Source organism: Chryseobacterium indologenes (assembly GCF_001295265.1).
In the GTDB taxonomy this organism is placed as follows: Bacteria; Bacteroidota; Bacteroidia; order Flavobacteriales; family Weeksellaceae; genus Chryseobacterium; species Chryseobacterium indologenes_A.
Genome location: NZ_LJOD01000017.1, coordinates 59,026 through 84,403 on the forward strand (window position 1 = coordinate 59,026; position 25,378 = coordinate 84,403).

General features: G+C 37.8%; 25 protein-coding genes. 11 read left to right on the top strand and 14 right to left on the bottom strand.

From position 1 onward, the window contains the following. Positions 1 to 149 precede the first annotated feature (149 nt). Positions 150 to 2,882, bottom strand: coding sequence for a M16 family metallopeptidase (locus AOB46_RS19460; protein WP_062702516.1), 2,733 nt, complete (start codon positions 2,880 to 2,882; stop codon positions 150 to 152). A 126-nt stretch (positions 2,883 to 3,008) separates the two neighbouring features. Between AOB46_RS19460 and AOB46_RS19465 the strand changes: the two genes are divergently transcribed. Both AOB46_RS19465 and AOB46_RS19470 read left to right on the top strand, forming a co-directional pair. Further along, the gene (locus tag AOB46_RS19465) at positions 3,009 to 3,710 is read left to right on the top strand and encodes a diphthine--ammonia ligase (RefSeq protein WP_062702518.1); all 702 of its coding nucleotides are present in this window, start codon (positions 3,009 to 3,011) and stop codon (positions 3,708 to 3,710) included. 321 nt (positions 3,711 to 4,031) lie between these two features. After that, a complete protein-coding gene (locus tag AOB46_RS19470) occupies positions 4,032 to 5,165 on the top strand; it encodes a serine hydrolase domain-containing protein (protein WP_062702520.1) in 1,134 nt (377 codons plus the stop codon). 12 nt (positions 5,166 to 5,177) lie between these two features. On the opposite strand, the gene AOB46_RS19475 is transcribed toward AOB46_RS19470, so the two are convergent. The 4 genes from AOB46_RS19475 to AOB46_RS19490 are packed head-to-tail and all read right to left on the bottom strand — an operon-like array spanning position 5,178 to position 7,654. After that, positions 5,178 to 5,915 (bottom strand): hypothetical protein, encoded by a 738-nt coding sequence (locus AOB46_RS19475; protein WP_062702522.1) that lies wholly within the window; start codon positions 5,913 to 5,915, stop codon positions 5,178 to 5,180. A gap of 16 nt (positions 5,916 to 5,931) precedes the next feature. Further along, the gene (locus AOB46_RS19480; protein ID WP_062702524.1) at positions 5,932 to 6,564 is read right to left on the bottom strand and encodes a hypothetical protein; all 633 of its coding nucleotides are present in this window, start codon (positions 6,562 to 6,564) and stop codon (positions 5,932 to 5,934) included. A gap of 47 nt (positions 6,565 to 6,611) precedes the next feature. Then, on the bottom strand, positions 6,612 to 7,334 hold the full coding sequence (locus AOB46_RS19485) for a hypothetical protein (RefSeq protein ID WP_157845087.1): 723 nt from the start codon (positions 7,332 to 7,334) through the stop codon (positions 6,612 to 6,614). After that, complete coding sequence (locus tag AOB46_RS19490; protein WP_062702527.1) at positions 7,331 to 7,654, bottom strand: PadR family transcriptional regulator; 324 nt, start codon at positions 7,652 to 7,654, stop codon at positions 7,331 to 7,333. The genes AOB46_RS19485 and AOB46_RS19490 overlap by 4 nt, the downstream gene beginning before the upstream one ends. An 82-nt stretch (positions 7,655 to 7,736) precedes the next feature. On the opposite strand from AOB46_RS19490, the gene AOB46_RS19495 reads away from it, so the two are divergent. The 7 genes from AOB46_RS19495 to AOB46_RS19525 all read left to right on the top strand — a co-directional run bounded on the left by AOB46_RS19495 (position 7,737) and on the right by AOB46_RS19525 (position 13,760). Further along, on the top strand, positions 7,737 to 8,264 hold the full coding sequence (locus AOB46_RS19495; protein ID WP_062702529.1) for a 2'-5' RNA ligase family protein: 528 nt from the start codon (positions 7,737 to 7,739) through the stop codon (positions 8,262 to 8,264). A 66-nt stretch (positions 8,265 to 8,330) separates the two neighbouring features. Next, on the top strand, positions 8,331 to 8,885 hold the full coding sequence (gene ruvC / locus AOB46_RS19500; RefSeq protein ID WP_062702532.1) for a crossover junction endodeoxyribonuclease RuvC: 555 nt from the start codon (positions 8,331 to 8,333) through the stop codon (positions 8,883 to 8,885). Between the two features lie 211 nt (positions 8,886 to 9,096). Further along, a complete protein-coding gene (locus tag AOB46_RS19505) occupies positions 9,097 to 10,167 on the top strand; it encodes a DUF4407 domain-containing protein (RefSeq protein ID WP_062702534.1) in 1,071 nt (356 codons plus the stop codon). Positions 10,168 to 10,181: 14 nt separating this feature from the next. Further along, positions 10,182 to 12,047 carry an AAA family ATPase gene (locus AOB46_RS19510; RefSeq protein WP_062702535.1) on the top strand — a complete coding sequence of 622 codons (1,866 nt, stop codon included), beginning with the start codon at positions 10,182 to 10,184 and terminating at the stop codon, positions 12,045 to 12,047. 128 nt (positions 12,048 to 12,175) lie between these two features. Beyond that, positions 12,176 to 12,763: a phage tail protein gene (locus AOB46_RS19515; protein ID WP_082377278.1), complete on the top strand. Its 588-nt coding sequence runs from the start codon at positions 12,176 to 12,178 to the stop codon at positions 12,761 to 12,763. Positions 12,764 to 12,769: 6 nt separating this feature from the next. Further along, entirely contained in the window at positions 12,770 to 13,453 is a 684-nt protein-coding gene (locus AOB46_RS19520; RefSeq protein WP_062702587.1) for a T9SS type A sorting domain-containing protein, read from the top strand. 109 nt (positions 13,454 to 13,562) lie between these two features. Then, on the top strand, positions 13,563 to 13,760 hold the full coding sequence (locus tag AOB46_RS19525; protein ID WP_062702537.1) for a KTSC domain-containing protein: 198 nt from the start codon (positions 13,563 to 13,565) through the stop codon (positions 13,758 to 13,760). A 63-nt stretch (positions 13,761 to 13,823) separates the two neighbouring features. On the opposite strand, the gene AOB46_RS19530 is transcribed toward AOB46_RS19525, so the two are convergent. From AOB46_RS19530 to AOB46_RS19565, 8 genes are all read right to left on the bottom strand, one after another. Beyond that, complete coding sequence (locus AOB46_RS19530; RefSeq protein ID WP_062702539.1) at positions 13,824 to 15,692, bottom strand: GEVED domain-containing protein; 1,869 nt, start codon at positions 15,690 to 15,692, stop codon at positions 13,824 to 13,826. A gap of 278 nt (positions 15,693 to 15,970) precedes the next feature. Then, a complete protein-coding gene (guaB, locus tag AOB46_RS19535; protein WP_062702541.1) occupies positions 15,971 to 17,431 on the bottom strand; it encodes an IMP dehydrogenase in 1,461 nt (486 codons plus the stop codon). A 301-nt stretch (positions 17,432 to 17,732) separates the two neighbouring features. Next, entirely contained in the window at positions 17,733 to 18,437 is a 705-nt protein-coding gene (locus tag AOB46_RS19540; RefSeq protein ID WP_062702543.1) for a hypothetical protein, read from the bottom strand. A 31-nt stretch (positions 18,438 to 18,468) separates the two neighbouring features. Further along, complete coding sequence (locus AOB46_RS19545; protein WP_062702544.1) at positions 18,469 to 18,969, bottom strand: DUF4252 domain-containing protein; 501 nt, start codon at positions 18,967 to 18,969, stop codon at positions 18,469 to 18,471. A gap of 10 nt (positions 18,970 to 18,979) precedes the next feature. After that, complete coding sequence (locus AOB46_RS19550; RefSeq protein ID WP_062702589.1) at positions 18,980 to 20,266, bottom strand: DUF4252 domain-containing protein; 1,287 nt, start codon at positions 20,264 to 20,266, stop codon at positions 18,980 to 18,982. 16 nt (positions 20,267 to 20,282) lie between these two features. Continuing rightward, positions 20,283 to 20,954: a hypothetical protein gene (locus AOB46_RS19555; RefSeq protein ID WP_062702545.1), complete on the bottom strand. Its 672-nt coding sequence runs from the start codon at positions 20,952 to 20,954 to the stop codon at positions 20,283 to 20,285. Beyond that, positions 20,929 to 21,438: an RNA polymerase sigma factor gene (locus tag AOB46_RS19560; RefSeq protein ID WP_062702546.1), complete on the bottom strand. Its 510-nt coding sequence runs from the start codon at positions 21,436 to 21,438 to the stop codon at positions 20,929 to 20,931. Before AOB46_RS19560 ends, AOB46_RS19555 begins: the two co-directional genes overlap by 26 nt. Before the next feature lie 84 nt (positions 21,439 to 21,522). After that, a complete protein-coding gene (locus tag AOB46_RS19565; protein ID WP_062702547.1) occupies positions 21,523 to 21,873 on the bottom strand; it encodes a helix-turn-helix domain-containing protein in 351 nt (116 codons plus the stop codon). A 155-nt stretch (positions 21,874 to 22,028) separates the two neighbouring features. Between AOB46_RS19565 and AOB46_RS19570 the strand changes: the two genes are divergently transcribed. After that, a complete protein-coding gene (locus AOB46_RS19570) occupies positions 22,029 to 23,339 on the top strand; it encodes a hypothetical protein (protein ID WP_062702549.1) in 1,311 nt (436 codons plus the stop codon). A gap of 15 nt (positions 23,340 to 23,354) precedes the next feature. Beyond that, positions 23,355 to 23,939 (top strand): DUF6705 family protein, encoded by a 585-nt coding sequence (locus AOB46_RS19575; RefSeq protein ID WP_062702551.1) that lies wholly within the window; start codon positions 23,355 to 23,357, stop codon positions 23,937 to 23,939. A gap of 88 nt (positions 23,940 to 24,027) precedes the next feature. On the opposite strand, the gene AOB46_RS19580 is transcribed toward AOB46_RS19575, so the two are convergent. Then, the gene (locus AOB46_RS19580; RefSeq protein ID WP_062702553.1) at positions 24,028 to 25,188 is read right to left on the bottom strand and encodes a GlmU family protein; all 1,161 of its coding nucleotides are present in this window, start codon (positions 25,186 to 25,188) and stop codon (positions 24,028 to 24,030) included. Positions 25,189 to 25,378: the final 190 nt, after the last annotated feature.

Consider the following 25,378-nt stretch of genomic DNA (forward strand, 5'->3'; position numbering starts at 1 on the left):
CTGTAAATCAGTTGGGAGCCCCCCGAATTGTTTTTTGAAATTCTTACTGAATGATTTCACCGGGGCTGCTTAAAGAATTCTGCTAATTTTTTCATAAGAAAAACCCGCAGACATCATATGCGGGTTTTCTCTGAATTTAAATGTGGAATTTATTTCTTATTAAAATCTCCCGCAAATACGGAAGTCAGCTTATCTTCGCTGATATATTTTCTAAGCACTTCATTCACCTGGCTTACTTTTAAGGCAGATACTTTAGCTTCCAGGGTATCATAATCTTCCAAAGGAATACCATACTGAAGCTGGCTGTTAACAAGCCCCATTAAAGTATTGTCATTTCCTAGTCCTGTTTTTCTTGATGTCAGCCAGGAATTCAGATTAGATTTCAGCTCTTCTTCGCTAAAACCTTCTTTTACAGCCTTATTGATTTCTTCTTTCAAAGCTTTATTTACCGCATCTTTTTTTGTAGGATTAAAGAATGCATACCATCCCCACGAGGATACATTATTGTCTGAAGGTACATTCATATAAGATCCTGCACCATAACTTATTCCTTCTTTCTCACGAAGTCTTGTAGGAATCCTGGAAGTAAGGAAACCTCCGCTGCCCAGCATTTCATTAGCAATAATCAAGGCAGGATAATCAGGGCTTTTTCTATCCATAGAGAAGCTGATTTTTCCGACAGCCGCTCCGTTTTCTTTATCTGGGGTTAAATATTCCTTATCCTGTTTTTTAGTGGCAAAAAGCTCAGGTTTAATCTTCTCATAACTGGATTTTGAATTCCATTTTGCAAACGTATCTTCCATTAATGAAGATACCGTCCTGGAATCCAGGTCCCCTATCATCGTCCCTACTCCATTATTGCTTCCTAAAATTTTATTATAGAAATCTACAAGTTCCTGTCTTTTAATGGTTTTATTGGTTTCAATCTGCTCTTTGAAAGACGGGGTATAGAAAATGCTTTCTTTAGGATAGTTTGCTGTAATTTTTTCAATTTCTGTGAATGCCAGAGCCTGAGGATCATTTAAAGAACTTTCCAGGTAAGTATTATATTCGTTAACTGTTTTAATCAGTTCGGCTTCAGGGAAGGTAGATTCTGTTAGGATTTCTTTCATTAGTCCCATTACTTTTGGCAGATATTCTTTATACGTATTTACATTGGCATATAAGGTTTGTCCTCCAAAGGAAAAATTAATACTGGACTTCCACTGGTCAAGCATATCCTGAATCTGTTCTTTTGTATGGGATTTTGTTCCTGTTTTCATAACCTGCGCCATTAAAGCACCGATCTGGGATTTTCCGCTCAGCTCTTTGGCATTACTTACCGGGAAGCGGAAGCTTGCTGCTACTTTTCCGCCTTTGATTTCTTTTTTTATAACACCATATTTCATTCCGTTGCTTAATTTTCCTTCAGAAAGATTCGCCTTCAGATTTTTAATGCTGGCTTCAAAAGGGGCCACTTCTTTTTCCAGTGCTTTGCCTTTATAGTCTTTCGTCAGTGTAGCGATCTGATCATCGGAATATTCAATATTTTTAACCCTTACTTCGTCTTTGGTTGGGATGAATACTCCTACAGTACGGTTATTGGTTTTAAAATATTTATTGGCAACCCTCTGGATATCCGCCAGGGTCAGCTTCTCAATATTATCACGGTAGAGCATTCCCAGCTTATAACTTCCCGCTCCTACAATTTCTGTTAAACCAATTGCGAAATTGATGGTATTGTTTTTATTATTCTCAATTTGCTTTAAAATTTTAGCTTTTGCCCTGTTGACATCCTGTTCTGTGTATTTGATAGAAGCTACTTTATCAAGCTCAGCCCTGAATTCATTTTCCACGGCTTTCACATCTTTATCTGCCGGAACTTCCAGGCCGAAATACATAAAGGCAGCATCTCTCACTGTTGGCTGGTAAGAATATACTGAAGCTGCTTTATGGGAATCAATCATTGCTTTATACAAATAGCCGGAAGGGTCTGCCGTCAAAATTTCTGACAGGGCATCCAGCGCTGCATAATCTTTATCTGCATAAGGTGCCGTATGGTATAATGCGCCTACAATTTTACTGTCTCCCGACCGTTTCAATTCTACAAAGCGTTCTCCATCCTGTGCCGGCTCAACCGTATAGGTCTGGTCTAAAATCCTCGAAGGCTTCGGAATAACTGAAAAATATTGGGCAATATAATTCAGAGCCTGCTTTTCATCAAATTTACCGGCAACAATTAGGGTGGCATTATCAGGCTGATAATGTTTTTCATAGAACCGTCTGAGTGTTGGAGCTTTTACCCTTTCAATATCTTCTTTGCTTCCAATGGTACTGTTTCCATAATTATGCCACAGATAGGCTGTTGATACAATACGTTCCATCAGAACATCTCCGGGCCTGTTTTCCCCGATTTCGAATTCGTTTCTTACTACAGAAAATTCTTTGTCCAGATCAGACTGCAGAATAGTAGCGTTTACCATTCTGTCTGCTTCCATTTCAAGGGCCCATTTCAGGTTAGCATCACTGGACGGAAAGATTTCGTAATAATTGGTCCGGTCATACCAGGTTGTTCCATTGGCATCACCACCTTTATCAGACAGCTGCTTTTTTATATCACCTAATTTTTTAGTGCTTTTAAATAACATATGCTCAAGCAAATGCGCCATTCCTTTTTCTCCATAACCTTCATGTTTTGAACCTACGTTATAAACAATATTCACCACCATATTACTCTGGGAAGGATCCGGAATTAAAAGAACCTTCATTCCGTTAACGAGGGTGTATTCTTTTATCCCTTCCGTATTGCTTATGAATTTTGGAGTTTCTCCTTTTTGTGAAAATACAGGGTTTGCAATTCCTGTAAAAAACAAGACCGCAGTCCCAATGAGCAGGTTTTTCATGTGTTCTTAATTTTAGTTTGCTAAATTTAAAACAATTACGTCTTCCGATCAAAAATAAACTCTGAAAATCAACAGAATATTCTATTTTTTATCATAAAATTGCAGTGTAAAACAGAATAAGTCTGTATGAAGACCAAAGCCATATTCAACTGGAGCAGCGGAAAAGACTCCAGCCTTGCATTATTTAAAGTAATGCAGGAAAACAAATATGAAGTAACATCTTTATTAACAAGCATTAATAAAGAATTCCAGCGTATTTCCATGCATGGTGTCCATGTATCTCTTCTGGAAAAACAGGCAGAAAATTTAGGATTTCCCCTGATTAAAATGGAACTCCCAAAAGAACCTTCCATGGAAGAGTACCGCACAATTATGGATAAAACCATGTCCCACGTAAAATCTATGGGGGTTACTGCTTCTGTTTTCGGAGATATTTTTCTGGAAGATCTTCGCCAATACCGTGAGGATCAGTTGAACGCTATCGGCATGGAAGCTGTTTTCCCGCTATGGAAACGGAACACTACTGAGCTCATCTATGAATTTCTGGGCCTTGGTTTTAAAACCATTGTAACCTGTGTGAACGGAACGTATCTGGATAAAAGTTTTGCAGGACGTATTATAGATCAGCGGTTCCTTGATGACCTTCCTGAAAACGTTGATCCATGCGGTGAAAACGGAGAATTTCATACCTTTACTTTTGATGGTCCTATTTTTAAGGAACCTGTTCTTTTCGAAATTGGAAAGACCGTAAAGAAAACGTATCCTAAGCCTAAAACAGGCTCTGAAGCAGAAGGAGAATATGTTTTCTGGTTCTGCGATCTGAAATAGGAAGAAGGAAATTTCATGTACAGAAAATAACACGACCTGTCTTTACTATCTCTTTTAACAACCCGAAGATTATATTCACCCGTAGAACTTCCAACCCACCTTCCCTCTTCCGACTTTTTTTATTTTTTTCCCTGGTAACAATCTGTTTTTAAAATTTCCTTTTTTGTAATGATCCGACAGGCCAGAATTACAGCTGATGAATAATCTTTATCCATAAAACCACTTCTTTGATAAACCGGAAGTTTTGTGAATATCTGATTCCGGGTTCTGATTTTTCTTTTCTATTCTTTTTGATTATTTTTAGCATAAACTTCAATACAAATGCCGAAAATCTTCAGTTCCCTTTTTACCGTATTCTTTATTTCAGTTTTTATAACAGCCTGCAAAAGTTCTTCCGAACCTATCGAAAAGCCTGTTGATAAAAAGGCGGTTATCGATTCTACCATTGCTGCTTTTCAGAAAATAATTCTTGAACAGCAGATTGATTCTGTTTTTAAAAAATATCATTTTAACGGAAGCGTCGCAGTATTTAAAGACTCTCTGCAGTTGTACAGAAAGACCAATGGGTACTCGAATTTTAAAACCAAAGCTAAGATTGACAGCGGGTCGGTATTTGCCATCGGCTCTGTTAGCAAGCAGTTCACGGCAGTTCTTATTCTTCTTCAGACGGAGCAGGGAAAACTGAACATTCATGATAAAGCTTCAAAATACCTGAAGGAATTCCAGCATAAGGAATATGAAAACATTACCATACAGCAGCTCTTAAACCATACTTCCGGACTCAATACATTCGGAGGAAAATTAATGTTTAAAAGCGGTTCTGATTTCTTCTATTCCAATGACGGATTTAATGCATTGGGAAAGATTGTTGAAACTGTAACCGGGAAATCTTTTGATGAGAATGCACGGGAGCTTTTCCAAAAAGCGGGGATGAAACATTCTTCAGCCGGAGCTGTTTTTAAAGGGAATAACTTTGCCAGCGCTTATCTGGGTAGCGGAAAAACATTTGAAGAAGTTCCCGATATGCCGGAAAGACTGGCTGGAAAAGATATCGGAACACCCGCAGGAGGCATTCTTTCTACTATTGATGATCTTTATATCTGGAATAACGCCCTTTACAGCGGCAGGATTCTGAAGCCAGAAACACTCAGACAGTTTATTTCCAAAAGCGCAGAAAGACGGCATCAGATTTTCGGAAAAATGGGTTACGGCTACGGAATTATGCTGAATATCGGGCAGCCGGAAAGCTATTTCCACAGCGGTTATGTGAAAGGTTCTCCTTCCCTGAATATCTATTATCCTAAAACCAAAACCTCCGTAATTATTCTGTCTAATGCGGCAGATGAAGAAAAAGGTAAAGGCTCAACCTTCCGGCCTCATATTGAAATCAAAAAAATTACGGATGCTCTTGAAAATTCGGTATTGAAGATGAAGCATGATACGGTAAAAAGCTAACTGCCAGTTTTTTTATTCCTCTGAGGTTTCCAGGAACCTCTGTACTTCGGGCAGTGCTTTTTTATGCTCGAAAAAGCTGATTAAAGCAAAGAGAACCATTATCTGCAGGATGGGTGGGATAACTAATGTAAGAATCACAGGGAACAGAGACGCTTCATGTCCGGCTCTGAAATACTGAAAAGGGTATGTTCCCTGCCTGAGCACGATCTGAAACATGGTATTGACACTTATTATTAAAAGGCCCAGATTTCGCTGATACATTGTGTAAAAAAGTTTTCCCTGATATTTATAATCTCCTTTCAGATATTTTCTCATATCAGAATCAAAAATCCAGATGGCAAGCGGAACCAGAATGAATAATGAATTCTGCAGCCGGAAAAGGGCTGTATATATTTCCTGATTGGCTGATAAGTAAATTGACAGCATATTTACAGCAAAGGAAATCAAAACCAGAAATGACGCTCTTTTAAGAATAGTATTATATTTTGTCCTGGCAATTTCTTTTACAATCACAGGAACCTGTTCTTTATCAAAAAACGAATAATTAGTCATCTTAAGATCGTTTTCCCATATCTTCTTGGTCTCATGGAATGCCTGTTCAAATGTCAGATCTTTATCCTGCTGCATATCCATGATCTGTGATGTCATATGGTCTTTTACTTCCAGCAGTATATCCAGCGGAAGCCTGTAAAGCATGAGATAATCTGTAACCTGCCGTTCCTGTACCTTAGAAACTATTTCGTGAGTCATTTTAAATAAGAGATAATTAAATCAAAACGTTAATCCTTCTGGCGCTGCTGTATAAAAGCTGCACATTGGTCATCATTCCATAGATAAAAAATAACCTCATTCCATTTGTTCTGAATAGAGTTTCTGTATCATACAGGGTAAATCCGTTAAAAAAGAAATACACACAGACACAGACTACAGCACCGATAAAGGTGTTTCTCAGCACCAGCGGATGAAAGCTAAACTGAAGGTATTGGTAAAGGGTCATTTTTCTCCAGATAAAATTATAGAGCAAAAGCCCGACTGTTATCATCCACAATGTCAGCTGCAGATAGATAAATGCATCTGTACTAAAATACACCAATGCAGAAAGTAAAAATGAGGCAATGACTGCGTTTACAGCAATATTCCTGAACCTTGCCTGAACGGCATTTTTCTCTATCCTGGCTATTTTCCGGAACGAGAACCTATCTGCCCTTACCATCTCCAGCTCATGCTGCCAGTTCATTTTTGTCATAAGAAAAGCTTCCTGAAACCCGATATTTTTTTCTTCCATCAGATCTGAGATCTGAAGCATAAAATGATCTTTGATTTCTAAAAGCAGTCCGTAACTTAGTTTTTTTGATGTGAGATACCGTACGATCTCATTTTCCTCTATTAAATTGATCATGTATTAAGATTAGTTTTTTATTTTTTTATTGTTCCTGATGCTCAGTCTTATGCCGGAGTTTCTAAAAAGTTCTTCATCCTGTTTAACGTTTTCTTATGTTCAAAAAAGCTGAGAAGCGCAAAAACAGAACCCGCCTGTGCCAGAAAGGGAATAATTAACGTAACCAGAAGCATCACGATATCTGAAATAGTATCCTCTCTGAAGAACTGATAGGCATAATGCCCGTTTTTCCCGGTAATCTGAACCATAGCGATCATGCAGGTTATCATCAGTCCCATATTCTGCTGGTACATTGTATAAAAACATTTTCCTTTGTATTTGAAGTCTGTTCTCATGTATTTCCAGATTCTGATATTCAAAAGCCATACAGATCCCATGACCAGCAGGAACATTCCGTTTAATACTCTGAAAAGTATGCCGTATTCTTCCTGATTGCGGGATAAGTAGACCAGCATCACATTAATTCCGAAAAAGATTAGTCCGATCAGCAATGAATTTTTCAGAAAGCTGTTATATTTTTCCTGTATGATTTTTTTGGCAATCAAAGGAATTTTCACAGGAAAAAACATGCGGTAATTAACGGTTTCAAATTCACTTTTCCAGCAATCTTTTGCTTTGGAGAAGGCTTTTTCAAAACTTAAGTTTTCATTGAGCTGAATATCCATAACCTGATTCATCATATGATCTTTAATCTCCAGTAAAATATCAAGAGGAAGCTTTTGGGAAATCAGATAATCCATGATTTGATTTTCCTGTCTTTCAGTCATCATATGTTAAAGATGGTATTGAGGTTAAGCAGATAGTTTTTCATTTCATCTTCCTGTACAGCCTGCTGTTTTTTTCCTTTTTCAGTCAGCAGATAATATTTACGGTCTCTTCCGTTTATCTTCTGTACTTCTGAAGTGATGATTCCGTCACTTTCCAGTTTGTGCAGCAATGGATAAAGTGCACCTTCCGTCATTTCCAGCTCGCCCTGCGTCAGCTCTTTAGCTCTTTGGGTGATCTGGTAGCCGTACATTTTCACTTCTTTTGAAAGCAGCTTCAAAATAATGTTCTGCAGCGTTCCTTTATATAGACTGTTCTTTTTCAATGGTTGTTGTTTTATACCTTACAAATCTATGCATAATTTTCTTATGCATATGAATTTTATGTAAAAATTTTTATCTTGCTGTATGCAAAAAATGTATTTCATAGCTGTTTATCCGCCCCAGGAGATTATTGATGAGATAAAAACCTTTAAAACAGATCTTGCTCTTCATTACGGAAACTCAAAGGCTCTTAACAATGATGCTCATATTACTTTATTCCCTCCTTTCTCAAGAGATCCGGAACTGGAAAATGATATTCATACGGCCTTTCAGAAGATTGATACCCATATTCCTCCTTTTGAAATCACATTAAACGGATTCGGAAGCTTCCCGAATCCTAAAAATCCTGTTTTATATGTAAAGCCGGAATTCAGTGAGAATTTAAATCAGCTTCATCAGCACGTTATCCGGCAGTTCAGCTTTAATACATATTCCTTTTCACCCCATATGACAGTGGGATACAGGGATCTGACCTTTGAAAATTACCTGAAAGCATGGGAAGTATACGGAGATAAGGAATACAAAACTAGTTTTTTAGTTGATAAAATTCTGTTACTCCGGTATGATGGGAAATGGATTCCTATTGCTGAAAAGTATCTGAGTGAAAAATAAGCACAACCGTTTTTCAATTTCCGGATCTGAGCAAAAAATTCCCTGTAAAACCCTATCTTTGAACCAATGATTTCAGAGAAAATAATTTTAGGTATTGATCCGGGAACCGCCATAATGGGCTTCGGTATTATTTCCATTAAAAAAGGTAAAATGGAACTGGTTTCCATACATGAACTGATCCTCAAAAAATACCCCAATCACGAGACCAAGCTTAAATATATTTTTGATAAAACATTGGCCCTCATTGACGAATACCACCCTGATGAGGTTGCCCTTGAAGCTCCATTCTACGGCAAAAATGTACAGAGTATGCTGAAACTGGGCCGTGCACAGGGCGTTGCCATGGCTGCAAGCCTTTACCGAAATATTCCCATCACCGAATATTCTCCTAAAAAGATTAAAATGGCGATCACCGGAAACGGAAATGCCAGCAAAGAACAGGTAGCAGGAATGCTGCAGAATCTCCTGAAGTTAAAAGAGTTTCCCACTAAATATCTTGATGCTTCTGATGGTCTTGCTGTTGCGGTATGCCATCATTTCAACTCAGGAACTATAACGGATACCAAGTCGTACAGTGGATGGGAAAGCTTTTTGAAGCAAAACCCTGACAGGCTGAAGTAAGTTAGAAGAAAAGCCTGCATCTGTAAAAACAATAGATTATTTTGATTGAAAATTTTGATCATCACCACAAATCATAATATTTTGCGAAGGCTCAAATAAAATCACTGATATTCAATACCTTAAATAAAACCCCACAATTACTTGGCAAAACATAATACTATCTTTTACATTGGTATGATTTTTAGTATTACATTTGTATAAATTTTCAGTTATGAAAACAAACCAACAAACTATAAATCAAGGGAATCACAAAATAAACTGGTTCCAGAAGTTTCTGATGGTATGTTCCGGAGGAAACATTCATATTTTAAGAAAAACACCAAGCGAGTGGAATAAGTTCTCAGGTATCGGGGGTATTGTTCTTTTCACTGCTGTATTTGCGACTTTATCGGCAGGATATGCCATGTATACGGTGTTTGATAACATCTGGACTTCGGTGGGTTTTGGAATCCTCTGGGGCCTGATGATTTTCAACCTGGACCGGTATATTGTTTCTTCCATAAAAAAAACAGGAACCTGGTGGAATCAGATTTTAATGGCTATTCCCCGTCTGATCCTGGCTACTTTTCTAGGAATTATTATTTCCAAGCCACTTGAGCTTAAAATCTTCGAAAAAGAAGTCAACAAACAGCTGAATACCATTATTCAGAGAAACAAAAAACAGCTTCAGGGAGAGATGAACGGAAGAATCCTTCAGCAAAGCGGGCCTTTTGAAACAGAGAAAAAACAGATTGCCGAAAAAACAGCACAGTATCAGAAAGCATATGACTCTGCCGCTGTTGAACTTGAAAAAGAAATCCTGGGAAAACAATCCGGGCTAACCAGTGGAAAAGAAGGATACGGGCCCAATGCCAAGCGTAAGCAGGAACTGAAAGAACAGCGAAAGCAGGATCTTGAAAACTTCCAGAAACAAACGGCTCCAAGACTGGAATATTTAGATAAAGAAATTTCAAAAGTGTACACCAATCTGGAAACAGAAAGAAAATCTACAGAAACTTTTGAAGATAAATTCAACGGATTTGCTGCAAGACTTCAGGCGTTGGATGAGCTGGGAAAAAATTCAGCCATTATAGGACTTGCTGCTGCTTTTATCATGGGACTTTTTATCTGTCTTGAGATCTCGCCGGTTTTGGTTAAACTAATTTCTCATGTAGGACCTTATGATCACCTTCTTGAAAAAACAGAAAATGATTTCAGGTTATACGCCAGAGAAAAAATTGAAAAAGGAAATGCCCTTACCGATTTCCGGATTGATGATTTTAAAGATAATTTAAAAAAATAGCGTATTTTTCATCTATGATTATTGATAAAGAAGAGATTCAGAAGAAAAAGAAAAAGCTTGACGACTGCAAGGCATTCCTGAAAAAAGAATTCATCGGAATAGACAAAATTATTGATGATTTAATGGAATATATCCAGATCTGGTACCTGATGCCGGAAATCCTTACACGTCCTGTCATTATCAATTTATGGGGAATGACAGGAGTTGGAAAAACAGATCTGGTGAGAAAAACCGTAAGTTATCTTGGGTTTCAGAACAGGTTTGTAGAAATAGAGCTTAGCAATAATGATGAAACTACCTGGAGTAAAAGCGTCTCTGATATTTTCCAGAGCAACCGCCTCAGTGACGAAAAGCCAAGCATTGTTCTTTTTGATGAAATCCAGCGTTTCAATACCATTGAAGCAGACGGAACTCCTGTTCCTCAAACACGGTACACCGATTTTTGGGAACTCCTGAGCGACGGCCGCCTGAGTAAAAGAGAGCGCGATGATCTGGAACATTACCTGTTTTCTTACCTTCTCCGTAAAAAGGAAAATGAAAGACGGAAAAGGAACGGGGAAACAGAAATAGAGGAAAATCCATATCTGAATCTCTGGGATGCTAAAGAACTTAAAAAATACCTCAGCATGGAAGATGATGTGATGAGCATTATTGATATGAAAGAGGAAGATATGATTAAGCTGATCCTGAAAAAGCAAAAGGAAAAAAAGATTTACGAGCCTGTAGATTACAGTAAAATGCTGATTATTATCAGCGGGAATCTTGATGAAGCTTTTCAAATGTCCCGCGAAACCAGTGAAGCAGATATAGATGCTAATATTTTCCATGCCTTCACTAAAAAAATAACTGTAGTGGATATTAAAAATGCATTATCCAGAAAGTTCCGGCCCGAGCAGGTAGCGAGATTTGGAAATATTCACCTGATTTATTTTTCCCTAAGAACAGAGGATTTTCAAAAGCTTATCCAAAGGGAAATCAGCAATCTCAAACAAAAAACAAAATCAAAGTTTGGAATCAGTTTAAAAATAAACAAAAACATCCATGCACTGATCTACAGAAACGGCGTCTTCCCGGTACAGGGTGTACGTCCTGTTTTCAGCAGTGTTGTTGACATTCTGGATACTAATCTCAGCAAATTTCTTTTTGAAGCAATCAGCCATGATGACCAGACCATAGAAATTGATTATCTGGATCAGAAGAAAGCTATTACCGGAAAGGTTGGAAGCAAAATGATTGAAATCCCGTATACAGGAAGAATCGATAGTATCCGCCAGTCTAATCAGCCTGATACGGTAGCTAATATCAGCGTCCACGAATGCGGTCACGCCGTTTGCTATATTTTATATACCGGCTTTGCTCCTTTACAGCTCAAAAGTAAGGTAGCCAGCAGCTATGCCGCAGGATTTACTTTTCCACATCAGATTCATGACACTAAGGAAAGTATTCTGAACAGAATAAAAATTTATCTGGCAGGAGGAATTGCAGAAGAAATTATTTTCGGAGAAGGTAATGCCAGCATAGGGAGAAGCCATGACCGGGAACAGGCCACAGCACTTGCAGCAGATTTTATCCGGAAATACGGCTTTGATGAAGAATACCAGGCCTGCTACAGTCTTGAAGAGTATCCGCATCGTATGCAGCAGCATCTTACTGATGCAAAGATTGAAAAGCTGATGCAGGAACTTGTACAAAAGACCAGGGAGGATCTTCTCCTTCATCTGGACCTTCTGAAGGAAATGAGCAGAGAGCTCAGCCAAAAAGGAAGTATGCTTCCTAAAGAGATTTATGATACAGCCAAGAAATACAATCTGAATGTCAGGATAAAAGAAGAAGGTTATCTTCATATTACAAACTACAGCGACATGCTCGGTTCTATATAAAAAAAACTATAGTTTAATGGATATACATTAATAAAATATTACCTTTTAGTTAATTCTAAAAGGTTTTTTCTATATAATTAGTTTATTGCAGAATATTTTATAATTTTACCATCACTAAACTGTTTATCATGAAAAACTTTATTATTGCATGTACACTGCTGATCTGCAGTGCATTTACTTCAACTTTAAAAGCACAGATTGAGCCTTATTTAGGACAAATTATTTTCGTTCCTTATAACAGGGTTCCTAACGGATGGGCTGAATGCAACGGTCAGCTGCTTCCGATCAGCCAGAACGCAGCACTTTTCTCACTGCTGGGAACCACTTTCGGAGGTAATGGAGTTACTAATTTTGCCCTTCCTGATATGAGGGGAAGATCAATGATTGGCCAGGGTCAGGGGCCGGGCCTTAGTAATTATGTTGTAGGAGAAAACGGGGGCACAGAATCCGTAACCTTATTATCTTCTCAGATGCCTGCCCACTCTCACACCATTAATGCAGTAACTTCAGAGGGTAACGAGAACTCCCCGGCAGGTAATCTTCCGGCAGACACTAAACTTCTGGATAAGGAATACTCCAGTGCCAATGCCAATACGACCATGAAAGCCTCCATGGTAAACCCTGCAGGAGGAAGCCAGCCTCATGAAAACAGGTCGCCTTTCCTAGCTATAAGATGCCTTATTGCATTACAGGGAGTTTATCCATCTTTTAATTGATAAATGATGAAAAATTTATATTTATTAGCCCTGGTTCTGAGTGGATTAGTCCCAGCACAGACTATTACTTTCAATGGCTGTCATAATTTGTTTGACAATCAGAATTTCGTGTTCACTAAAACCGGAGTTGACACCCATAACAAGAATATCTACATTACAACCCCTGTAGACGGGCAGCCCTGCGGAGGGTTAGGCTCCTGCGAGTTTAAAATCCAGTGGAATAATTCTTTATCAAGGTGGGAATTTCTTGCGGATGACGGTGACGGAGATTTTGCAACGCCTAATCTGATCTACTATAATTCTACCGGAAATAATACCAGCCCGAGACCACCCAGCAATACATTCGGGTTGTGGGTGGAAAATACGGCCATTACCAACGGACAATGCGGAGGAAACCTTAACGGAACCAATTCCACAATGACAGGTGATGTACACAGCACTTCACTGGGAACCTCAGAGCTGTCTCTCACAAAGATCAGCGTTTTCCCGAATCCGGCTTCAGATGTAATGCATATTTCCGGAATTAGCGACGGTAAAGCTATCCAAATCTATACTATAGACGGAAGACTTGTCAACTCTGAGGGATTTGCTGAAAAAATCAATATCTCTCAACTATCAGCAGGGACTTACCTTCTGGTTGTTACAACTAAAAGTTTTGAAAGACTTGAATTTAAGTTTGTAAAAAAATAGGACACCATGTCTCTATAGCATTAATTGATTATTTAAAACAGTCTTCAGACCTATCTGAAGACTGTTTTTTTATGATCTGTAAAGGAATATTTTTTGATGGAAACAGTATATGCCATCAAGTGTAGTTAATAGTTTTATTTATTTTCCGGAAACTGAAATATTGAGAATTATATATCAGTCGGGGGCTGTATATGATTATCTTAAAGTTCCATCCTATATTTCGGACAGATTCAGGGCGGCAAAATCTAAAGGGAAGTTTCTTAATTCGGTAATAAAGCCCAGATTTAAATATATTAAGGTAAGCTGAGATTATCATCCATAAAAAATGCCTCCGTTAAAAGGAGGCATTTCAAAATATCTTAAAAAGAAATTATTTTATAATCAGTTTAGAAGTTTTACTTTCTTTTCCGTTGGAAATCTGTACCATGTAAACTCCTTTTTCAAGCTGTTGGTCAATTTTGTAGATACCGTTTCTTTCTTCACTTACAGATGGGTTTGCAATAAGTCTTCCTGACATATCAGAGATTGAAACTTTCAGATCCTTTCCGTTTTTAGCTTTAATGAATACTTTATCACCTGTTGCTACCGGATTAGGATAAATCATAAGATCATCATTATCCGCTTTTACTTCGTTAGTTCCCAATGTAGTAACAAACTTTACAGTATAGTCTTCTGCCTGTCCGTATTTTAATTGTCCGCAAGGAGTTATATTTGCATTTTCATCATCCACAATCACTCTCATTCTTAACGGAGTATTGAGTACTGTAGATGCAGGAGCTGTAAAAGTTGTATTAAAAGTACCAATTGATGTGGTGGGGTCAGCAACAATATTATCTCCTGATCCTATTAATTCATTAGCTTCAAAAGTTCCGCTGTTATTAAAATCAATCCAGACTCTTACATCATTCTCACTACCGGAAACATTCACCTGGAGATCATGTGCCTGGTTTATTAAAAGCTGAGTAGTAGTTGCTTTCAGGCAGCTAAGACCTGTATAATCTTCATAGAAACTTGTATTATTCTGCCAGATTCCTGTAGTAGCGTTATTAATATTACCTAATTTCACTAATGTTGGTCCCACAAAATAATTAGCAAGAGTAGTTACACCTGTCGGGGAGCATGAAGCGATGGGCGTTCCCAGGTTTGCACTCGGTGCCGGAGCTGTTGCACCAAGAGAAGTACTTAATGATCCTTTCATTAAAAAGAAATAAGTTGCTGCTCTGTCGTGCTGGCCATTGGTAAATTTAAAGGCTGACGGATTGGTATAGTTCATCATATTATACTGAACTCCCTGATAATTTACACCTGTACAATAATTCATATCATTATTGGTAGGTACCGGAAAGTCATTAAGTAAACTTCGGGATCTTTCGGTATCGCATACGCCATCATCATCCTTATTACAATCGTTGTTGGTTTGTGCCGGGCAATAGGTAGTAGAAGTAGTTCCTTCTGGTGCATCAGGATTTGCGTTTCCAAAGGTATGAAGAAGGCCCATACTGTGTCCGAATTCGTGAGCCAGCGTTACATCATCCTGTAATGTTACAACAAAAGATTTCATAAATGACTCATAAGCTGAATCCGGGTTTGCAGGTAAGCCAGCCCAGCCCATGATACCATAACCTCCGCCGCCGTCAACTTTATTCATGATATAGATATTAAAGTATGATGCTTCCGGCCAGTGTGGGGCAATTGTTTTTACCTGTGTAGTGGTAACTCCGTTATTACCCTGACGCTTTACGCCATATGTATCATATCCGGCAAGTGTACCCCCATTATATCTTACAATACCTGTGGTAGGGTTACAATTGGGATCTCTTTTAGCCAGTACCAGCTTTATAGGCATTGTTGCAGCAGTTCCAAAATCATTGGGAACTCCATTCGCCCATTGATAGGTTCCTGCATACATTTCATTACAATGGTCCAGCCATGCCTGAATTTGCGCATCTGTTTTATTATATTCCGAACCTAAAGCTGCATTGGTAGGTACAATTACATGTACTACAACAGGAATTTCATAAACCCCGTTTAATGTTTTAAAAGCTGTTCCATTACTGGCAGAGCCATTCTTATTTGATGCCAGGATCTTATTACGGATGCTGTAGATCATGTTATCAATTTCCTTATTCTGTCTTGCAAACGGAGCCTGAGCTTCATCCAGACCACATAATTTTGCCTGCTGCTGTGCAGATAAGGAAAGAGAAAACAATGCTAATCCATAAAGGAAAGTTTTTTTCATTTTTTTAATTTTTCAAATTTATATTCCAAATATATTCTTCTTAAAACACAGGTACCTAACACAAAAAGCACATATACTTCAAAAATTATTACAGTTAGTTGAAATAAATCAATTTTTGTTACAGTTTTTTATTATTTTTTTTGAAAAAATTAATAAAAACCCATGTTTCACTGAATAAACCAACCAGTAAAACAGCACCAAAACGAGATTAAATCAGGCATAAAAAAACAGGTTGCTTCAGAGATGAAACAACCCGTTTTTTATAATGTGGTAAATTATTACAGTGAATAATTCGGAGCTTCCTGTGTGATAATCACGTCATGAGGATGTGATTCTTTTAATCCGCTTCCGGTGATCATAACCATTTTGGTATCTTTCTGTAATGCTTCAACATCTTTAGCCCCACAGTATCCCATACCGGCTCTTAGACCTCCTGTTAACTGGAAAATTACATCTTCCAGCTTTCCTTTGCTTGGAACTCTTCCTTCAATTCCTTCCGGAACGAATTTTTTAGCTTCACTCTGGAAGTATCTTTCTTTTCCACCTCTCTTCATGGCAGAAAGGCTTCCCATCCCCTGGTATGTTTTAAATTTTCTTCCCTGGAAGATAATTTCTTCCCCTGGAGCTTCGTCGGTTCCTGCTAAAAGTGAACCTAACATTACAGCTCCTGCTCCGCTTGCAATAGCTTTTACAATGTCTCCGGAAAGCTTGATTCCTCCGTCTGCAATCACGGCAACATTTTTAGTTTTGGCATATTCATAAACGTTGTAAATGGCAGATAGTTGGGGAACTCCTACTCCTGCAACTACTCTCGTTGTGCAGATAGACCCTGGACCTACCCCTACTTTCAGAACATTGGCTCCTGCTTTAATCAGGTCTTCTGCTGCCTCAGCAGTCACAATATTTCCGCCTACAATATCCAGATCCGGATATGCTTTTCTGATTTCTGAGATTTTATCCAAAACTCCTTTTGAGTGTCCGTGAGCAGAATCAATACCGATAATATCAACACCTGCCTGAACCAAAGCAGCAATTCTGTCCAGAGTATCTTCTCCTACCCCTACACCGGCACCTACAATAAGGCGGCCGTTGCTGTCTTTGTTTGCATTAGGGTACTCAAGCTGATTATCAATATCTTTAATGGTAATTAACCCTACCAGTTTATTATCTTTATCTACTATCGGAAGCTTTTCCACTCTGTTCTTCAAAAGGATTTCTTTGGCTTTCTCAAGGTTGGTATCTTTATCAGAAGTGATCAGATTATCCTTGGTCATGATCTCTTCTACCTTCATATCAAGATTCTCCTGATATTTTACGTCTCTGTTGGTGATGATCCCGATAAGAATATTATCTGTATCTACTACCGGAAGCCCTGAAATTTTGAATTTCGCCATCATCTCTTTGGCTTGGCCAAGAGTATGATCTTTGGAAAGGGTTACAGGATCTGAGATCATTCCGTTTTCGGAACGTTTTACTCTGTTTACCTGTGCTGCCTGCTCGGCAATCGGCATATTTTTGTGGATAAATCCTAACCCGCCCACTCTTGCCAAGGCAATGGCAAGATCAGCTTCTGTAACGGTGTCCATCGCAGCGGAAACTATCGGAACATTCAGCGTAATTTTGTCGGTAAGTCTTGATTTTAATGAAACCTGATTAGGTAAAACTTCTGAATAAGAAGGGACTAGAAGAACGTCATCGAAAGTGATGGCTGTCTCTACAATTTTGTTATGAATAGACATCTTTACTTTCTTTGCAAAATTAGGTTATTTTAATGAGATATGAAAATCCTTTTTGATAGTTTAAATAAAATTTAATAATCAATAACTTAAATCAAAAAACCGCTCCTATATGAACGGTCTTTCTGTACAAAATAAAATTAGTATTATATGAAACTACTTGTTTTTAATATCGTTAAACTTTAACTCAGGATAAGAATTCCTGATAAAGAGGGAGGTTATGAGGGCATTTAATCATATGGTGATCATCAACGGGTATAACCAGAAGTAACTTCCTCTTTCCAGATTTTCAATCTTAAGTGGGTTATTTTACAACCTGTCCGCTTTCATCCAGCTTTTCGATGTGTGTTTGATTATTTTTATCAATATATACTTTAAGGCGTATACGGCCGTTAGTATCTTTTATAAAAAGTCCGACATCTCCGTTGGCCGCTTTCCCTGCAAAAAACCGTTCGGTGGTTAATTTTCCTTCTGCTCTTAATTTTGCATATGCTCTTCTTGAGGCAGCAGGGTCATTGAGACGTTTTAATGAATCTTCAAACTTTATAATTTCTTCTAAAGAGAAATCATCCGGGCGGTCCCATAATTTCAGACCATAGGTTCGGTTTTTTTTATCTCCTGTTCCTTCCGAATACTGCAGCTGCATAATCTGATCTGTTTTTCTCTGATCTACAGAATATACCATTCCTGATCCGTTTTCATCTGCTCCGTATACAAGTCCGCCACACTCATCTCCCAGTTCGTTAAAAAAAATAAGGCCAGCCTCTCTTTCTCTGGGGTTCATGCTTTTATTATTGACCATTCCGGGATGCTGACGTTTTTTATTACTGAGTACCATTTTCAGCTTTCCGTCTTTTTCAACAATATTGATACGCTCCACATCTATTTCATCAAAGTGCTGTTTTGTATTCCGGGTTTTAAATGCCAGGAAGAAAAACAGGACACATAGAACCGTAAGAGATACTGCGTAAATTTTAAGGATACGCACTTCTCTGATTAATTTTTCCATATTAAAAGTGTTTGGTGGATATAAATATAGATTATTTATCTGAAGCAGCATTAATCATCTTTGAGATATCATCTGCCGTAAAGTTTCCTTTAACGTCTACAAAGACCAGATCTTTAGCCGAATTTACCGTGATCAGCATATTTTTAATGGCATCACCGTTTTGTTTTACCCGGATGTTTACATTATCACCATCATGTTTTATGGTAGCCCAGTCTTCGTAATCATTACGGTTCAGGTAACTGGTATAGTCGCTCAGCATGGAACTGTTTCCGTTTTCTACTGTCATTACCTTTATTTTGGAAATCTTTTTAACCAAGCTGATTACCTCTTTATTTTCACCATCTTTTCGCAATGCTTTTTTAATATAGGGCTTGGCAAGAAACATCGGAACGTTTACACTCAGAAACCGGGCTCCTTCAGAATTATAATTCCCGTCTTTAAAGAAAGCCATATTGGGTTTACCGGATACTACACAGGATTGGAGCATAACGGCAGCCACAGCAGTGCAAAAAATACTTTTAAGAGTTTTCATGGTTATTTGTTTATTTAACTTGTCTGAAACTGCCCCCGGAAACTTTATCAACCTTGACATCCAGTTCAGGATTTCCTTTTAATCTTACTGCTGCACCGGAAGAAGCCCTTACCTTCAGCTTATCAGTAACAAACAGGGACAGGCTTGCTCCTGATGTGCTTTCTGCTGTAGCGGTACCGATTTTAAGATCATCTGCTTTACAGGAAGCCCCACTGCTGATATCAATAGTAGCAGATTCTGCCTGACCGGATAAAACAGCACTTGCTCCACTTGAAGTATCCAGTGTTAATTTCGGAGTGTTAACATCCACACTAGCGCTGGCTCCTGAATTAAAATCTATATTTGCCGCTTCTCTGACATTAAATTTGCCTTTAATAACCCCACCCGATGAGCCATTAATCTTTAATGTGTTTTCTGTTACAAGATTAACTGCTGTAAAAATAGCTCCGGTAGAAGTGGTTATTTCATTAATATGAGGTGCTGATACATTGACGTTCAGATTTTTAAACTTCAAATTCCTTACTCCTTTGTTATCTACATAGATTCTTAAAACTCCGTCTTCAACCTTGGTGACGATGTATTGGAGCTTATCTGCATCAGCAAGTACTTTTACACTCCTTACATTTTCCTGCTTATAAATTACGTTTACTCCAAGGCTGGCATCTATTTTAGAGAATTCTCCGACATTTCTGCTGTCACCATTCAGATAAGAAGATGCGTTGTCTGAAACAAAAGAGCTTTTTGTAGAAGACTGTGAAGAACTTATGGTTGTTTCACTGGAATTGATGATCTTGTTCACATCAGACAGCTTCATTTTACCATTGAGAATGAAAATAATATTTTCTTCTTTGGAATCTACATTGAAGACCAGATTTTCCAGGTAATTATCTTTTTCAGTTTCGGCCAGGAATTTCATAGAAACGCCATCGCTGTTCATGGACATCAGCTCATTGAATCTAAGGCTGTTTAATGCCCTGTTTACTTTATTGGTCTGCAGTTCGTTCAGCCTGATCTGTTCCAGATTTTCATTTTTCAGATGGTCAGGGAATGTAATTTTAGGAATAATCAGCAGCTTAAGACCGTCTACCTCATTCAGAATGGGTTTGATTTTGCCTACATATTCGTCATTAATATCAAGAGTATTCAATAATTTGAACATGGGTTTCTTAATATTGATGGAGGTTACTCCCCCGCTTTTCTCAAAATTCTGGAAAAGCTGGTTGAGCTGCTCAGTCTGTGCAGGAAAGGTCACTAGACTGCTTAAAATAATGGTTAATATATATACTATCTTTTTCATGGGATTGATTGTGGGTTTAATATTCATCGTCAAAGCTTTCATTTTTCTGGGAAGTAGCTACTGTTTTTTTGAACTCATTTCCCAGTTTCATAAAGGAATACTTAGCAACATCTATGGCTTCTTTTTCACTGGTGATTCTCTTGCCATTAACAATAACATAAGAATCGTCATATTGTGTAGAATCATTTACATCTTTACCATTTTGAAGAGAATTGCTTACATACCTTGGTTTTGATTCCTTTTTCAGGCGTCCTCTTTTCGGAAGGATCTCATCCATAACATCTTTCTCTGCCACCGCATTATCCTGAAAGATAGAATCTTTTTTGGCTCCGGAAATAGAATCTGTGTGATTTACTGCTACCTGCTCCTGATGATCATTATTCTCTTCGATAAATTCTGATTTCTGTTTAAGCACCTCATCTTTCACCAGCTTTTCTTTATCCTGAACAGTGGAATTCAAACTATTAAAGACAAAACCGATACTGAACAGGATGAGCAGTCCGGCAGCCAACCAGCCCCATTTCGGGAAAGAGGGCTTCTTCTTCAATGGAATGACCGGGGTGTCTTTTGCTTCTGTATTTTTTTCTTCTGTCTGCTGAAGGAAATCATCAAAGCTCCAGTTCATTTTCTCTTCCTTTATTTCCCGGAAGATTTCGTCATATTTATTTTGAAATTGATCTTTGCTCATAGCTCATCAGTTGTGAAATTTGTTCTTTTACTTTTTGTCTGGCACGCATAAGATTTACTCTTACCGCATTTTCTTCCATCTCCAGCATTTCGGAAATTTCAGATACCTCATATTCTTCTACGTCTTTCAGATGGATCACCATTTTCTGTTTTTCGGGGAGCTGATTGATAAAACTAACAATATACTCTTTCAGATTATTGACATCCATGCTGTACAATTCTGATCTGTGAAGCTGCAAATCAGCAAATCCAAGCTTCACATCATGATGCTTCAGGCGGTTCAGGCACTCGTTCCGTACAGATTTCAAAGCATAGGAGCGGAAATTTCCAAACTGCTCCAGTTCATCTTTTTTCTGCCAGAACTTCATCATCAGGTCCTGCACGACGTCTTCTGCCTCATCACTGCTCATCACGAATCTTTTCGCAAAACGATACATCTCGTCTTTGAGAATAAACACCGTATTCTTAAAAGTTTCTTGGGTCATGAGTTTTGTTTCTAGAGATAAGACAACTGCCTTTTTATTTTTATTACATCATAAAATAAAAAAAACTTCATTTTTTTGAAGTTTTTATTTTTTATCGAGAAGTTGCCGGAGATAAATGATCTCAGCATCTTTATCTTTAAGCCTTTGCTCATACTGTTCTATCAGTTTTTCAGAGACGTTCACTGCTGCATAATTCTGCGCTATTGCAGTTTCGTTATTATTCTGATTTACCGTTATGTTATCTCCACTCAGGAAATCCAGAACGCTTACTTCTAAAACTTTTGCAATATCCTCTACCTGAGAAAAAGCGGGCTTACTCTTATCATTTTCAAAATTAGAATAAGTCTTCTGAGAAACATTCAGCACCTCTGCCAGATATCCCTGAGTTAAATTTTTGCTGATCCTTGCCTTTTTCAGTTTTTCTCCTAGAGTCATAACACAATGTATTTTTACCAAAATTACATATTTTTTCCTTTAGAAAAATAATACGGAAATCAGTAATTTCTGACTATATTTCATTTATGTTTATTTCATAAGTTTGTGAGGTAATAAAAAATAATTATATTTAGTTTACTAAAATTCAAATGTGTATGAGAAAAAAATTAAACCTAAAAAGATTGCTCCTTGTTCTCTTGGCAGCATTCTTTATCTGTTCATGTTCCCGTGAAGATCTTCTTCAACAGGAGACCCCAAAAGAAACAACCTCTGTTTCTTCAGCCAAATATGCTTCCAGGAGTTTATGGAAAGAAGATGATGTATATATCGGAAAAGTACAGCAGGTGTTCCTGAAGTATGCCAATCTGGAACGCTTTAATACGGCATATGGGGAACTGTACTGGAATTACGCGATGAGCTTTGGCCAGTTTGGTGAAAAATACCTGCTGGTTCCTATTGTAAAAAAAAATAAGGTTGTTCTTCTGATGGAAGCGGTAAGAAAAGGAGACAAAGTCTATTTTTATAAAAAGAACGATACAGACCTTTTAGCCTTCTTCCAGCATGTACTTTATTCTAATATCATCAGCCACAGTGAAGTAATGGATGGTAACCAGGCTGCTGCTAAAGCAAAATATGTATGCTCTACAAGAACTATCGTGATAGGCTGTCTGAATGGACAAACAGACTGCGAACCGGTAAGCTATTCTCACATGGTGTGCGAATGGCAGGAAGACAGCGGCGGAGGTATTCCTCCTGCAAGCTTTCCTCCGCTGGGTGACCCGTTTGGAGGAGGTGGCGGAGGAGGTGGTAGTGATGGATATGAATATCCTGATCCACCTGATCAAGATCTTTGCGGTAAAGTAAAAGCTCAAAATACTGACTCTAACTTTAAAGCTAAAACAGAATATCTAAAATCAAAGACAAGTAATTCTTATGAAAGCGGCTTCAGAGTTGGAAATCCAGCACCCGGATCTGGGCAAACAGGGGTACAATACCAAGAATTAAGTAATAAACCTGGAACCACAGATCTTGATTTCAAAATTTTCAATACTACTTATGGGGTCATGCATTCTCATTACGATGGTTTAATACCAATATTTTCTCCTGGTGATATTAATTTATTTATACAATTGCTTAAGAACGCCAAAGCTAATAATATACCTTTAAGTGAAGTTTTTTTATCTGTAGTTACAAGCCAGGGAACATATCAATTGAGAGGAGATGATGTTAATGTTGATGGTTTAAGCTTGTATTCTTCTACTCAGATTGAAGCTTTAAATATAGAATACTCAAAAATGATAGGAAATCCTAATATTTCGACAGAAGGTTTACAGAAAGGTTTTTTGGAGTTTATGGAAAAAAATATGAATATTGATGGAGCTAAACTTTATGAAACAAATAGTGATGGAAGCAGTAAACAATTGCAAATCACTGGTGGAAATTTCACAACATCTAATTGTCCATAATTTAAAAATAAAAAAATGAAAAAAATATTAGCCATTTTATTAATAACAAGTCTAAACTCTATTTCGGCACAACAAGTTTTTCCAATAAACACTCCAAAAATTAATATTCCTAATGGAGCCTATTATAAAGATTTAGAAGGAGAACTTAATCCTTATATTGGAATCTGGAAAGGAACTTGGGAAGGAAAAACTTTATATCTACAGTTGAAGAAAATCAAAGACAGATCTACAGCAAATGACGGAAGCTACTATGACTCTGATCAAATAGTAGGTGAACGTAAAATAATATCTTCAAATGGTGCTATAGAAGTTGACAGAATTACTAATTTCGATCAGAGCGCACCTGAGTTTTATGGCATCTTTGGTCAATATAAAAATTTCGCGCAAAAGTACTTACTATTTCAACCTAAAGATATGTGTAACAAAACAGCCAATGTAAATATTTCTTTTACAGATGCTCAAAAAACACAAATGAACTTGAGTTTCCAATACAACCCTCTTGGAATAAACGAATCCTGCCAGTATTACAATCAAATTATGATAGAAGGGAAAGATTGGCCTTTCAATTTTCCTAAAAATATCACTCTAACAAAACAATAAGTTAAATTCAAAATAATTTCATCATAAACCTTGTTGTTAGCAAGCCTTATGTTTAAAAAACCTCCGGAAAATACCGGAGGTTCTTTTTTTAATAGGTATCAAAAATATGTTTTAAAATAGCTTTGTCATCATCAGTTAAAGCAACTTTTCGTCTGGCCATCGCTCTTTCTGCCACTTCGTAAACCTTGTCAAGTCTGAACCTTTCATCATCTTTCAATCCGCCCCATGAAAAGTTTTCTACAAGATTCGGCGGGAAGCCCGGTTTGAAAATATTGGAAGCTACCCCAATCACAGTACCGGTATTCAGCTGAGTGTTGATGGCGGTTTTAGAATGGTCTCCCACAATGAGCCCTGCAAACTGCAGCCCTGTATCTTCAAAAGCTTTCGTACGGTAGTTCCAGAGTTTTACCTGGCTGTAGTTATTTTTAAGGTTGGAAGAATTGGTATCTGCACCAAAATTACACCACTCTCCGATTACCGAATTTCCGATAAATCCTTCATGCCCTTTGCTTGAATAGCCAAAGATAATAATGTTATTCACCTCACCGCCTACTTTACAATGGGGTCCTATAGTAGTAGCACCGTAAATTTTAGATCCCAGATTAAATTTAGAATCTTCTCCCAGGGCAATAGGACCGCGGAGATTACACCCTTCCATCACCTCAGCATTTTTCCCGATGTAGATTTTTCCTGTTCTGGTATTTAACGTTGAAAATTCTATCTGGGCTCCTTCTTCAATAAAAAGGTCTTTTTTATCCCCTAAAAAACCGTTGGTTGAGGAAAGTTCCTGGGAAACCCGTCCTTTAGTCAGTAAATCAAAATCAAAATCAATCGCATGATGATTGTAGGTAAAAAGGTCGGCCGGTCTTTTGAAAAAAATCAGTTCTTCCTTAATATCAGTCATTTTTTCAATCTGGTTCAGGGAAAACCCTTTCATATTAATTCTGGCAGCAACCAACTCATCTTCGTACACCAATGCTTCCCCTTGTTTAAGGTCCCTGATCTGCTGAATCACAGTTTCTGTCGGCAGGAAGTTGGTCACTAAGAAAAGACTTTCCTTATCTTCCGGTTCTTTGAATTTATGCTGAAGATAAGTTTCTGTAAAGTAGGAAACTTCGGTATTCTCAAGGATTCTCTGCCATCTTTCAGAAAAAGTAAGGATACCGCACCGCATGGCCGCAACAGGGCGGGTAAAAGTAAGCGGAAGAAAATCTTCCCAGTATTGTGCGTCTGAAAATACTAATTGCATTGTCTGGATGTTAAAAGTTAGGGATTATAAACAGAAACTGAAAGATACCTGTGAAATTCTACATCCCGGAGCCTATATTCAGATTCTATTTATGTATAGAACAAAAATACGAAAACCCTTCAAATAAATAAATTGAATATATAGGTTTGAAGGGTTTTGGCTAAAGCCTGCTCCAATTAAATATATTCAA